This window comes from Paenibacillus sp. FSL K6-1217 (assembly GCF_045040735.1).
Taxonomy (GTDB): domain Bacteria; phylum Bacillota; class Bacilli; order Paenibacillales; family Paenibacillaceae; genus Paenibacillus_AQ.
Genome location: NZ_CP150271.1, coordinates 3937034 through 3949441, shown reverse-complemented (window position 1 = coordinate 3949441; position 12408 = coordinate 3937034). Strand labels below are relative to the sequence as shown.

Annotated in this window: 10 protein-coding genes and 1 rRNA gene; 10 read left to right on the top strand and 1 reads right to left on the bottom strand. The window is 53.3% G+C overall.

All coding sequences use genetic code 11. From position 1 onward, the window contains the following. Nucleotides 1-75: 75 nt before the first annotated feature. The 6 genes from liaF (at nucleotide 76) to MHH28_RS17300 (ending at nucleotide 7139) form a co-directional block, all read left to right on the top strand. Nucleotides 76-723 (top strand): cell wall-active antibiotics response protein LiaF, encoded by a 648-nt coding sequence (gene liaF / locus MHH28_RS17325; protein WP_405104304.1) that lies wholly within the window; start codon nucleotides 76-78, stop codon nucleotides 721-723. 36 nt (nucleotides 724-759) lie between these two features. Continuing rightward, nucleotides 760-1812: a histidine kinase gene (locus MHH28_RS17320; protein WP_405104303.1), complete on the top strand. Its 1053-nt coding sequence runs from the start codon at nucleotides 760-762 to the stop codon at nucleotides 1810-1812. A 2-nt stretch (nucleotides 1813-1814) separates the two neighbouring features. Next, nucleotides 1815-2477, top strand: a complete 663-nt coding sequence (locus MHH28_RS17315) for a response regulator (RefSeq protein WP_405104302.1) — start codon at nucleotides 1815-1817, stop codon at nucleotides 2475-2477. A 147-nt stretch (nucleotides 2478-2624) separates the two neighbouring features. Continuing rightward, on the top strand, nucleotides 2625-3428 hold the full coding sequence (locus tag MHH28_RS17310; RefSeq protein ID WP_405104301.1) for a hypothetical protein: 804 nt from the start codon (nucleotides 2625-2627) through the stop codon (nucleotides 3426-3428). Between the two features lie 219 nt (nucleotides 3429-3647). Continuing rightward, entirely contained in the window at nucleotides 3648-5198 is a 1551-nt protein-coding gene (zwf, locus tag MHH28_RS17305; protein WP_405104300.1) for a glucose-6-phosphate dehydrogenase, read from the top strand. A 354-nt stretch (nucleotides 5199-5552) separates the two neighbouring features. Then, a complete protein-coding gene (locus tag MHH28_RS17300; protein WP_405104299.1) occupies nucleotides 5553-7139 on the top strand; it encodes a peptide chain release factor 3 in 1587 nt (528 codons plus the stop codon). 123 nt (nucleotides 7140-7262) lie between these two features. Here MHH28_RS17300 and MHH28_RS17295 read toward each other — a convergent pair whose 3' ends face one another. Next, nucleotides 7263-7499, bottom strand: a complete 237-nt coding sequence (locus MHH28_RS17295; protein ID WP_405104298.1) for a small acid-soluble spore protein SspI — start codon at nucleotides 7497-7499, stop codon at nucleotides 7263-7265. A gap of 145 nt (nucleotides 7500-7644) precedes the next feature. Between MHH28_RS17295 and MHH28_RS17290 the strand changes: the two genes are divergently transcribed. From MHH28_RS17290 to MHH28_RS17275, 4 genes are all read left to right on the top strand, one after another. Continuing rightward, nucleotides 7645-8352, top strand: a complete 708-nt coding sequence (locus tag MHH28_RS17290) for a potassium channel family protein (RefSeq protein ID WP_405104297.1) — start codon at nucleotides 7645-7647, stop codon at nucleotides 8350-8352. Nucleotides 8353-8383: 31 nt separating this feature from the next. Further along, a complete protein-coding gene (locus tag MHH28_RS17285) occupies nucleotides 8384-9181 on the top strand; it encodes a TrmH family RNA methyltransferase (protein ID WP_405104296.1) in 798 nt (265 codons plus the stop codon). Between the two features lie 271 nt (nucleotides 9182-9452). Continuing rightward, nucleotides 9453-10337 (top strand): hypothetical protein, encoded by an 885-nt coding sequence (locus tag MHH28_RS17280; RefSeq protein WP_405104295.1) that lies wholly within the window; start codon nucleotides 9453-9455, stop codon nucleotides 10335-10337. 224 nt (nucleotides 10338-10561) lie between these two features. Then, nucleotides 10562-12122 (top strand): 16S ribosomal RNA (locus MHH28_RS17275). Nucleotides 12123-12408 lie beyond the last annotated feature (286 nt).

Here is a 12408-nt window from a genome sequence, read left to right as displayed (position 1 = left end):
TCTCGCTGAAACGCACCGTCCCTTAAAAGACGGCGTAATTGTTTCCGCTTGGCAAAACTTTAAGGAGGTGCGCGAATGGATAAACGAAACCGTTTGATTGCCATCGGATTGATTGGTGTAGGCTGCTTGATGATATTTGGCAAATGGATCGGCTTCTTCTCCATTGTCGCACTCCTGTTCCTGCTACTGGGAATCTACCGGACGACGTCGGGTAAGGTCAAGCAAGGCTATAAGCTTATGGGAGTCGGTGCGGTACTGCTGCTGCTGGATCATTTGCTGCTGGTGCTTGGCATCTGTCTGGTTTCGCTGGGGATGTTCTTTGTCAAATCGAAAAGAATGCAGCGCAAGGCAGGGTTTGTGCAGAAGCAAAGCTTTTCTTCCCGATTCGACTGGGATCTCTCGCCATGGGTGATGCGCAGCCTGAGCGCCTGGCATGTGCTGGGTGAGGTGGATGTGGATTTGTCACTGGCAATGGCGGAAGAGCGGGAGACGGTTATGCTGTATCAGGGGATTTTTGGCGATGTGGATATTCTGCTGTCTGAGGATTACGGGGTGGAGATTGAGGCATTCGTGCTGTTCGGCTCGATTGAGTCCGGCAGTAACCGCGATACGGGAATGGTGAACCGGCTGAACTGGAAGTCACCCAACTATGACAGCTGCGAGCAGAAAGTGAAATTTAACATCTCTTATTTGATGGGGGATCTGGACGTACGTTTCCCTTAAGGGTATGGTGGACATAGAGAAGGGAGGGCTCCCGGCATGGACAAAAAAGGAAGTAATATGGTAACGCGCAGTATGGGTGAGGGAGCTCTGTTCTCTTTTATCATGCTGCTCGTTATTACATATATTATGTATACATATGGATTATTACGGCCATTCGAGGATTGGCGGATCGGTGTGAGAACGGGAATGACGCTGATTCTGCTGCCGATGGCGTTCGGAATCGGGTATGGCTTCTATCAGGGCTTCCGCAGCAAGCGCAAGCTGGAATTACTGCGGGCAACCCTGGTAGCCTGGGAGAAAGGTAATCTTAACCCGGCGATGCCGGACCTCGGCAACGATGAACTGGGGAGGCTCGGGGAGCAGCTCGGGCGGATCAGCGGCAAGTGGGAGAATCAGGTGAACACGCTGCAGCGGCTCTCCACCAATAACGCAAAGCTAGCCGAGCAGGCCCGGGTTACGGCAATCATCGAGGAACGGCAACGGCTGGCGCGGGAGCTGCATGATGCGGTATCGCAGCAGCTGTTCGCCATCTCGATGACGGCAACGGCGGTCGGCCGGACGCTGGAGAAGGACTTCGACAAGGCGCAGCGGCAAATCGCGCTGATCGAGGAGATGTCGGCAGTAGCCCAGTCGGAGATGAGGGCACTGCTGCTGCACCTGAGGCCGGTGTACCTGGAAGGCAAGGGGCTGGAGGAAGGGCTGCAGGAGCTGATTAAGGAACTGAAGATCAAGGTGCCGATTGATATTGTGTTCGAGATGGATCAGGGTGTCGAGCTGCTGAAGGGCGTTGAGAATCATTTGTTCCGTATTGTGCAGGAGGCCATTTCGAATACGCTCCGCCATGCCAAAGCGGAGAAGATGGAGATCCGCCTGCACCGCCGCGGCGATACAGTCCGGCTGACGCTGCGCGATGACGGAATCGGCTTCGAGATGGATGACAGCAAGCAGACATCCTACGGGTTGTCGAATATGCAGGAGCGGATTACAGAGATCGGGGGCTCGATCCAGTTCATCACGGCTCCCGGCAAAGGCATGCGAATCGATATTACCGTACCGGTAGTCAATGAAGAAATAGGGGGGCAGGTGTAATCATGGAGATAGAAGAAGATGATGATGCAATCAAGGTCCTGCTTGTAGACGATCATGAGATGGTCCGGATCGGACTTGCTGCAGTGCTCGGCACCGAGGATGGCATCGAAGTCGTAGGTGAAGCGGGAAGCGGCGAGGAGGGCATCCGTCTGGCCCAGGAGTATACGCCGGATGTGGTGCTGATGGATCTGGTGATGGACGGCATGGATGGCATCGAGACGACAAGACAGCTGCTGAAGCTGTACCCGGATTGTAAGGTGATTGTGTTGACCAGCTATTTGGATGATGAGAAAATGTATCCGGTTATTGAGGCGGGGGCCTTCAGTTACCTGCTCAAAACCTCACGGGCCAGCGAAGTCGCAGATGCGATCCGCGCAGCCGCCAGAGGCCAGTCGGTGCTGGAGTCGCAGGTGGCGTCCAAGATGATGAACCGGTTCCGCTCCAATGCAAGAGGAGAGTCGCCGGCTTACAAAGAGCTTACCGAACGCGAGATGGAAGTGCTGAAGCTGTTAGCCCAGGGCAAATCCAACCAGGATATTGCCGATCAATTAATTATTGGAATCAAGACAGTGAAATTCCATGTCACGAATATTCTTGCCAAGCTGGGCGTCGAAGACCGGACCCAGGCGGCTATTTATGCATATAAGAATGGACTGGCGGAATAAGCCTTAGTCTGTGGAAGCAGTGGAGCACTTTCAAGCCAATCCGCAAGGGTGGTTTTGGAAGTGTTTTTGCGTTCGTTCGTATATCTTTCTCTGATATTGGATAACCTGTCTAGTAGATTACTAGAACGGTTGAGAGGGAGATGCGAAGTGGGGAATAAAGGACAGAGTAAGGGAATACTGGTGTTGGTGCTGGCGGGGATGTGTACACTGATACTGCTGAGCGGTTTCCGCAGCGCGGAAACCGCAGGAAGAAGCAATGTACAGGGACCTGCTGCTGGTGCCGGTGCCGGAGAGCTTCAGAAATCCCTTGCTCTGCTGACCACACTGGGCGGGCAGGCATCCGCTCCAGGAGCCCCGCTCCGGCTCGTATTGAAATGGCAGGGGGAATATAGCGGCGGAGAGTCAGCCGAAGTTGCCGCACAGAGTCTTGCCGCCCGGCTCGGTCTGGGTGAAGTCAGCGGCGCGGATGATGAGGGGTACCGGGCCTGGCGTTCAACCGCGCCGCTCCGTAAGGGCGTACAGGTATCCCTGTTCTGGAGCGAGTTAGGCGGCGGACGCAGCTACAGTATTGTGACTATGGAGACGGCGGATCTGCTGGGCTCACCAGAGCTGCCGGACGCAGCGGCAGAAGCCGGACGGGCGATGCTGGAGGCAGGGATTGCCGCAGAGTGGAATGCTTCGCTGCAGGCACCTGCGAAGGAGCAGGGCGGGCCGCAGGCGGCGCTGCTTGCTACGGAGCAGCTACTAGCTGCGCAGCTCCCCGGTGTTCAAGCAGAGGAGAGCTATACGGATGTTACAACATCCAGCCATTCCTTCAGTGTGCCGGGCCTTCAGCGCACTGTCAGCAGCGGAAGTCACAGTCTGGCTCTGCAGCTCGCCGTGCACAAGAACGTCAATACGGACGAGAACCGGGTGACCCTTGGAATGCCATTAATTACTATAGAATACTGACGAATACTGAGGTTAAGTGACACCATATAAGTGTAATCCGATGAAAGCATAAGAAAGAGTAATGGAAAAGTGCGAAATCCCGAGAAAAACTGTCAGGAATGTGATGGCATCCTCAGTGCAATTATGATAAAATGACATCACGCCCATAGTCGTAGCTTGTTTCATACTGGGGCTTGAGAATGATTGTCAACTATATTACATACAGAGAGATGAGGAGCCATGGCTGAAAATCAAACCCTTGATGCACTGCATACACCCGGTGCTGTATTCTTTATCTTCGGGGCAACCGGAGATCTGGCCCGGCGTAAGCTTTTTCCGGCGATCTACAGTTTGTACCGTGAAGGCAAGCTGACCCAAGATTTTGCGGTCATTGGCGTGGCTCGGCGTCCCCGTACCCAGGATGAATTCCGGGAAGATGTGAAGGAATCCATCCGCGAGTTCTGCCGTTACCAGGCAGGAGATGCTGCGGAATGGAACGAGTTCGTACAGCATTTTGAATACAAGTCACTCGACATCAATAATATTGACGGCTTCCGTGAGCTGAATGAGCAGACGGAGGTACTCGAAGAGAAGTTCCATATTCCGGGCAACCGCATGTTCTATCTGGCGCTTGCGCCGGAGCTGTTCGGCAGTGTCTCCTTCAACCTGAAGGCAGGTGGAATGCTGCAGGCCAGAGGCTGGAACCGTCTGGTGATTGAGAAGCCGTTCGGCTACAATCTCGAATCCGCTGAGGAACTGAATGAGCAGATCCGCCAGGTCTTCAAGGAAGAGGAGATCTACCGGATTGACCACTACCTGGGCAAGGAAATGGTTCAGAATATTGAAGTGATCCGGTTCGCCAATGCCTTTTTCGAGCCGCTGTGGAATAACAAGCATATCGCCAACATTCAGATTACACTCGGCGAGACGGTGGGTGTAGAAGAACGCGGCGGTTATTATGACCATGCGGGGGCACTGCGCGATATGGGCCAGAACCATATTCTGCAGCTGCTGACGATGATCGCTATGGAACCGCCTAGCCGGCTGCTGGCTGAAGATATCCGTGATGAGAAGGTGAAGGTACTCCGTTCACTGCGTCCGTATGCTTCCGCTGATGAAGTCCGTGAGAATGTGGTCCGCGGCCAATACACGCAAGGTCTCTACAAAGGCAAGACGCTTCCGGCTTACCGCCAGGAAGACAAGGTGGACCCGGAATCGAATACGGAGACGTACTTCGCAGCCCGCGTGTTCGTGGACAACTTCCGCTGGGCCGGGGTTCCTTTCTATATCCGTACCGGCAAACGTCTGCCTGTGAAGACAACCGAAGTCGTTGTAGAATTCAAAGGAATGCCGACTAACGTCTACTTGGGCCAGAAGCACAAGCTGGAGCCGAACCTGCTCGTCATCCGCGTCAATCCGATGGAAGGCATCTACGTGAAGATCAATGCGAAGAAGCCGGGCTCGGAATCAGAGATTCAGCCGCTGGCGATGGATTTCTGCCAGAGCTGCATGATCGGCATCAACTCGCCGGAAGCCTATGAGCGTCTGCTGCATGATGCTGCACGCGGCGATTCCACTTACTTCACCCGCTGGGATGAAGTCTCCTCGGCCTGGTCCTTCGTGGACCGGATTGCCAAGGCGTGGAAAGAAGACAGCAATGACCTGGCTTCCTATCCTGCCGGCTCCTGGGGTCCGGTTGAAGCCGACCAGCTGCTTGCCGGAGAAGGCTTCCACTGGTGGCCGGTCAACGGCCAGGATGAAGACAATGTGGTCTGGCAGGTTAACCGCTAGTCCCTGAAGAAGAGAACCGTTACAGATCCTCCTGCATATTGCTGCAGGGGGATCTTTTTGCTAAATCGTGCATCGCTGCAGCGTTCGAACATTATATTACAAGATATTTGACGAGAGCAGCATTTTTGTAGATAATCTCTGCCGGATTTTGCTATACTGAGAAGGATGCTTTCAACATAAAGATTTCTAAGCCTAGCGCTATAGATGATCCTATAAATGGTAAACGTTACGTTGAAGAAATATACGTTGAATCTCTAAGGAAAGGATCTGAACTCATGGGCAAGAGACCGATTTGACCGATCCGGCAATAGAGGCAGAAGTAAGCATGAATTTATATATGAAGGGATATGTGTAATGAATAAAGCAACGAACCACAAGCTTCAGAATGAAGTAGACAAACGCAGAACATTTGCGATTATTTCCCACCCGGATGCGGGTAAAACCACGCTGACAGAGAAACTGCTGCTCTTCGGAGGCGCCATCCGTCTGGCAGGTTCAGTCAAAGCCCGTAAGGCAAGCAAGCACGCGACCAGTGACTGGATGGAAATTGAGAAGCAGCGCGGAATCTCGGTCACTTCCTCTGTGATGCAGTTTGATTACATGGACCACCGGGTGAATATTCTGGATACACCGGGTCACCAGGATTTCAGTGAGGACACCTACCGTACCCTTACTGCCGCAGACAGTGCGGTCATGCTGATTGACGTAGCCAAGGGTGTGGAGACACAGACGATCAAGCTGTTCCAGGTCTGCGCGAAGCGCGGCATTCCGATTTTTACCTTCATTAATAAGCTGGACCGCGAAGGCCGCAGCCCGTTTGATCTGATGGAGGAGCTGGAGAATGTGCTGGGCATCCGCTCGGTGCCGATGAACTGGCCGATTGGGATGGGCCGTGAGCTGTGCGGCGTCTATGACCGGATGAAGAATCAGGTTGAACTGTTCCAGGGTGACGATCACTCTGTAATTAAGGTGCAGAAGGTAGAGAGCTACCGCGACCCGATTATCCGTGAGATGGCGGGAGAGTACCTGCATGATCAGCTATGTGCGGACTTGGAACTGCTGGATGTAGCAGGTGATCCTTTTGACTATGAGAAGGTGCTACGCGGGGAGATTACTCCGGTATTCTTCGGCAGTGCCATCAACAACTTCGGGGTGCAGACGTTCCTGGACAACTTCCTGGAGCTTGCACCGAAGCCTGAACCACGCCGCAGTACCGCAGGTGCTGTAGAACCGACGAATGAGAAATTCACCGGCTATGTATTCAAAATTCAGGCGAATATGAATCCCGCACACCGTGACCGTATCGCTTTCCTGCGTATCGTGTCCGGCAAGTTCGAGCGCGGGATGAGTGTGAAGCATGTTCGTGCGGGCAAAGACATCAAGCTGTCCCAGCCGCAGCAGTTCCTTGCCCAGGACCGGGACATTGTTGAAGAGGCGTATCCGGGGGATATTATCGGACTGTTCGACCCGGGCATCTTCCGGATTGGTGACACGCTCAGTCAGGCCGGAGATATAGAGTTCGATGAGCTGCCGACCTTCTCGCCGGAGATTTTCTCCAAAGTCACCATTAAGAATGCACTGAAGTCGAAGCAATTCCAGAAGGGGATTGACCAGCTGACTGAAGAGGGCATGATCCAGGTGTTCCGTACGGTCAACTTCGACGATATTCTGCTGGGTGTAGTCGGACAACTGCAGTTCGAGGTGTTCGAATACCGCATGAAGGGTGAGTATGGCGTGGATGTGCAGCTGCAGCGCATGAGCTACCAGTTCGCACGCTGGATCGTGGATGAGAGCAAGCCGGATGCCAGCAAGTTCCGGATCAACTCCACTCTGGTTACGGACAAGAAGGGCAATTACGTGGTGCTGTTCGAGAACGAATACGCCATGCGGACCGCGATGGAGAAGAATCCGACTGCGAAGTTCCTGGAGACTGCGCCCTGAAGGGTGTAATGGAAGTAAAGTGAGTAGTTAAGCATATGTATTGATTAGGCTATAAAAAACCTCCGGCTCCACCTGTGCAGCAGCACGGTGGGGTGCGGAGGTTTTTGACGGGATGGGCCTCCTCTAGGAGGTGATTGACCCTGGGGTAAGCTTCTCCAGATGCCTGTGCAGCATCGAGAGAACCCGGTCCTGCTTGGCTGGATCGAGGTCCTTCCAGATCATCTCAAAGACGACACCCAGTCCGGGAAGCGCGGCTTCCGGCCCGTCCACGGAATTCTCAATGACCTCCCGCAGACCTTCTTCGGACTGGCCGTGCACCTTGTGAATGATGGCCTGGCGCAAATCAAGTGTGACTGGCATAATCGGCCTCCTTAAAGTTGTGTGAGTATCAGCTTCCTGAATCAGCATCGCCTAACAGACTTCGAAAGCATAGGCTTCGTCAGGTAAGCAGCCTTTTTATAAGGTGCCCTCAGGACGCGCTGAACATTCAAGTTTAAGACGGCTTATGCTATACTGTGTGAGATATATTATACGGGCGGGAGGGACAGGTTTAGTGGCAAAAAAACAGTATGCCATCATCGGCATGGGGCGCTTCGGCTCAAGTGTGGCCAAAGCGCTCAGCGGGATGGGCTATGAGGTATTGGCCATTGATGCGGATGAACAGCGCACCCAGGAAATCTCCAATATTGTGACACATGCCGTATCTGCAGATTCCACGGATGAAGAGGCGCTGCGCGCGCTGGGCATCCGTAACTTCGATGTAGTGGTGGTCGCCATCGGTGAGGATATCCAGGCCAGCATTCTGACAACGCTGATCTTGAAGGATCTGGGCGTACCTGCCATTATCGCCAAAGCCAAAAGTGAGCTTCACGGCAAGGTGCTGGGTAAAATCGGAGCGGATAAGGTCATCTACCCTGAACGGGATATGGGAATGCGGGTGGCGCATCATCTCGCTTCTCCGAACATCCTCGATTATATCGAGTTGTCCCCGGAATACAGCATCCTCGACATGAAGGTCTCCGGACCGATGCTGGGCAAGAACCTGCAGGAGCTTGATATACGCGCCAAATATGGCTGTAACGTTATGGCGATCCGCCAGGGCGAGGAAATGAATATCTCTCCCAGAGCGGAGGACCGCCTGACCGATGGTGATGTCCTCGTCATTGTCGGACGGAAGGATAACCTGACGAAGCTGGAAATGGCTTATCAATAGGAATCTGTAAGCAACAGAAAGGTAGGACCCTATGGAAATTATGTCGCCGCAGAACACGCGGGTGAAGGAATGGGCCGGACTGCAGGAGAAGAAGCACCGTGACCGGTCCGGCAAATATATAGTAGAAGGCATACATCTGGTGCAGGAGGCGCTCCAGGCGGAAGCGGATGTGGAATGCCTGGCCTTTGATCTGGATAAAGGCATGCCGTCTGAGTTGAAGCCGCTGCTTCAGGCCGTACAGGGCATGGAGGTCATCGGCGTGTCGGCGGCGGTGATTGCCAAATGCAGCAGTACGAACACACCGCAGCCGGTGTTTGCCATAGTGCGCAAGGAGCAGAAGGGAATAGAAGCGATTCTGGCGAAGCCGGACAGCCTGGTTGTGGTTTTGGACGGGGTCCAGGACCCCGGCAATGTGGGCACTATTATCCGCAGCGCCGATGCGGCGGGTGCGGACGGTGTCATTCTCGGTCAGGGCTGCGCCGACCTCTTCAACCCGAAGACCATCCGTTCGACGATGGGCTCGATGTTCCATCTCCCGGTAGTGGAGGGAGAGCTACGTACCATTCTCCCGCAGGCAAGGGAGGCCGGTGCGCTGCTGGTCAGCACCTCGCTGACGGGGGAGGATTCCTGCTACACCCATGATTTTCACGGTACCCAGTGGCTGCTGATCGGCAGCGAAGGCCAGGGCATCTCGCCGGAGACGGCAGCCCTGGTGGACAAGAGCATCCTCATCCCGATGGCCGGCCGCGCCGAATCTCTGAATGCGGCGATGGCTGCGACGATATTGCTGTTTGAGGGGATGCGGCAGCGGGGGAATTACCTTAGATAGGGAATAGTCACGAAATCCTTTGTGTGGCAATATATCTGGACGAACAAGCATAACGGTTTAGCACGAAGCATCCTGCTTAAAGCAGGATGCTTTTTAGGTTGCAAATTCATAAAAACTAAGTGAATATTAGCCACACCGGATCAAGGCAGTGAATCCGCCGATCTCTTGCTTGATTTCATCTGTGCATCAGCAGGAGGAAGGAATTTCCGGTCCACTTTTCAATCCATTCTTGGTAAGGTAAGGGGAATGCTATTCTGAAGAGGTGATGGTTATGCAAAAGAAACATTGTGCATTCTGCGATCAGATTGTCCGGATTACAGCAGATGGTGAGTATGATCAGTATATAGACTGCTCCTGTTCACCTGGCGGGAGCTACAGTCTGCTTAGAGACAGCTATGAACCGATTCTGGCGCTCTCGTTCCAGCAGAAGCGGGACATGCTGCATCTGATCTCAGGCTATATCCGCGAAAAGACGGATTGTGGCGAGAAGGTGATTCTTGCGTTCAGGGATCTGGAGGATATTGTGAATGCCCCGGGCATTCCGGTAACGGCTGAGGATAAAGGAGACCGGCTGCTGCAATATCTGTATAGACATTGTGGCGGCCCTGGGGAGCCGGTGGTTATTCAACCCCTGTCCCGCAGCTACAATCTGACATACTCTCCCAATCTGCAGGAGCTGGTCTATCTTATTGACAGGCTGCAAAGTGAGGATCTGTTAATCCGGGAAGGTATGAACTTCTCTTTGACTTCCTTGGGGTGGGCAGAAGCTGCCGCAACCTCAGGAGGCCGGACTTTACAGCAATGCATCGTTCTTCTGCCGGAAGATGAGAATCTGCAGGCGGAGTGGAAGGATAAGCTATGGTCCAAAATCGAGCAATTTGGCTATCTGCCCTGCTTGCTTGCGAACATGAACGAAACTGCGAATTCCCTTGAGTCTGTGAAGGGCAGCAAGCTGGTTATTGCTGATCTCACCGGCCAATCTCCTGAGGTGTATCTGGCAGCGGGTTATGCTCTTGGGCTGAATATTCCGGTTATCTGGACGGTCAGAAGCGGTGAAGCAGATAAGCTCAAGGGATACCCGCAGGAGATTCGTCCCTTGGTATGGAATACTGCGGAAGAGCTGATGGTATTGCTTCAACAGAAATTTTTGAAATAATAGTTGCATAGTTGTTTGAACCATGTTATATTATAAAAGTTGCTGGTGACGCGGTAAGCGGCGCTGACAACGAGCTTGATCTTTGAAAACTGAACAACGAGTGAGTGGGAAATCACTTCGGTGAGATCCAAAATTAGAGGATGTAACAATTCTCGTCAGATGTTTCAAAATGAGCAATCGCTCTTTTCGATAGTTTTCGGAGGGTTATTTCCTTCGGAAAAACCTAATTGGAGAGTTTGATCCTGGCTCAGGACGAACGCTGGCGGCGTGCCTAATACATGCAAGTCGAGCGGAGTCTGAGAGGAAGCTTGCTTCCTTTCAGACTTAGCGGCGGACGGGTGAGTAACACGTAGGCAACCTGCCCTCAAGCCTGGGATAACTACCGGAAACGGTAGCTAATACCGGATAATTTCTTTTTTCTCCTGAGGAGAGAATGAAAGGCGGAGCAATCTGCCGCTTGGGGATGGGCCTGCGGCGCATTAGCTAGTTGGTGGGGTAACGGCCCACCAAGGCGACGATGCGTAGCCGACCTGAGAGGGTGAACGGCCACACTGGGACTGAGACACGGCCCAGACTCCTACGGGAGGCAGCAGTAGGGAATCTTCCGCAATGGGCGCAAGCCTGACGGAGCAACGCCGCGTGAGTGATGAAGGTTTTCGGATCGTAAAGCTCTGTTGCCAGGGAAGAACGTCCGGTAGAGTAACTGCTGCCGGAGTGACGGTACCTGAGAAGAAAGCCCCGGCTAACTACGTGCCAGCAGCCGCGGTAATACGTAGGGGGCAAGCGTTGTCCGGAATTATTGGGCGTAAAGCGCGCGCAGGCGGTTATTTAAGTCTGGTGTTTAAACCTTGGGCTCAACCTGAGGTCGCACTGGAAACTGGGTGACTTGAGTACAGAAGAGGAAAGTGGAATTCCACGTGTAGCGGTGAAATGCGTAGATATGTGGAGGAACACCAGTGGCGAAGGCGACTTTCTGGGCTGTAACTGACGCTGAGGCGCGAAAGCGTGGGGAGCAAACAGGATTAGATACCCTGGTAGTCCACGCCGTAAACGATGAGTGCTAGGTGTTAGGGGTTTCGATACCCTTGGTGCCGAAGTTAACACAGTAAGCACTCCGCCTGGGGAGTACGGTCGCAAGACTGAAACTCAAAGGAATTGACGGGGACCCGCACAAGCAGTGGAGTATGTGGTTTAATTCGAAGCAACGCGAAGAACCTTACCAGGTCTTGACATCCAACTAACGAAGCAGAGATGCATCAGGTGCCCTTCGGGGAAAGTTGAGACAGGTGGTGCATGGTTGTCGTCAGCTCGTGTCGTGAGATGTTGGGTTAAGTCCCGCAACGAGCGCAACCCTTGACTTTAGTTGCCAGCAGGTTGAGCTGGGCACTCTAGAGTGACTGCCGGTGACAAACCGGAGGAAGGTGGGGATGACGTCAAATCATCATGCCCCTTATGACCTGGGCTACACACGTACTACAATGGCCGGTACAACGGGAAGCGAAGCCGCGAGGTGGAGCCAATCCCAGCAAAGCCGGTCTCAGTTCGGATTGCAGGCTGCAACTCGCCTGCATGAAGTCGGAATTGCTAGTAATCGCGGATCAGCATGCCGCGGTGAATACGTTCCCGGGTCTTGTACACACCGCCCGTCACACCACGAGAGTTTACAACACCCGAAGTCGGTGGGGTAACCCGCAAGGGAGCCAGCCGCCGAAGGTGGGGTAGATGATTGGGGTGAAGTCGTAACAAGGTAGCCGTATCGGAAGGTGCGGCTGGATCACCTCCTTTCTATGGAGAATCGTTTCCTGCAACGGAAACATTCAAATCGGAAGCTTTGCTTCCACAATGAACCCTTGGGTTCGAACACTCACTCGTTGGTCAGTTTTGAGAGTTTAAGCTCTCAGTAAGACTTGATCCTTGAAAACTGGATACCGAAACGAATTTGCGTTTTAGAACATTCCTTTAAGCTGAACTTGTGTAAACAAGTTTGAAGTTTTTAGTAATACTAAGTGAAGGTTTTTGATTGTGCAGCGACCTTTGGCTTTGAATATTCCAGCAGGCGGAGTCATCCGGT

Bases quoted from the DNA above. Each gene is read 5' to 3' on its own strand.
- MHH28_RS17295 (WP_405104298.1), bottom strand. From the start codon at position 7,499: ATGCCAGTCACACTTGATTTGCGCCAGGCCATCATTCACAAGGTGCAC.
- MHH28_RS17320 (WP_405104303.1), top strand. From the start codon at position 760: ATGGACAAAAAAGGAAGTAATATGGTAACGCGCAGTATGGGTGAGGGA.
- MHH28_RS17280 (WP_405104295.1), top strand. From the start codon at position 9,453: ATGCAAAAGAAACATTGTGCATTCTGCGATCAGATTGTCCGGATTACA.
- MHH28_RS17290 (WP_405104297.1), top strand. From the start codon at position 7,645: ATGCTATACTGTGTGAGATATATTATACGGGCGGGAGGGACAGGTTTA.
- MHH28_RS17285 (WP_405104296.1), top strand. From the start codon at position 8,384: ATGGAAATTATGTCGCCGCAGAACACGCGGGTGAAGGAATGGGCCGGA.
- liaF (WP_405104304.1), top strand. From the start codon at position 76: ATGGATAAACGAAACCGTTTGATTGCCATCGGATTGATTGGTGTAGGC.
- MHH28_RS17300 (WP_405104299.1), top strand. From the start codon at position 5,553: ATGAATAAAGCAACGAACCACAAGCTTCAGAATGAAGTAGACAAACGC.
- MHH28_RS17315 (WP_405104302.1), top strand. From the start codon at position 1,815: ATGGAGATAGAAGAAGATGATGATGCAATCAAGGTCCTGCTTGTAGAC.
- zwf (WP_405104300.1), top strand. From the start codon at position 3,648: ATGGCTGAAAATCAAACCCTTGATGCACTGCATACACCCGGTGCTGTA.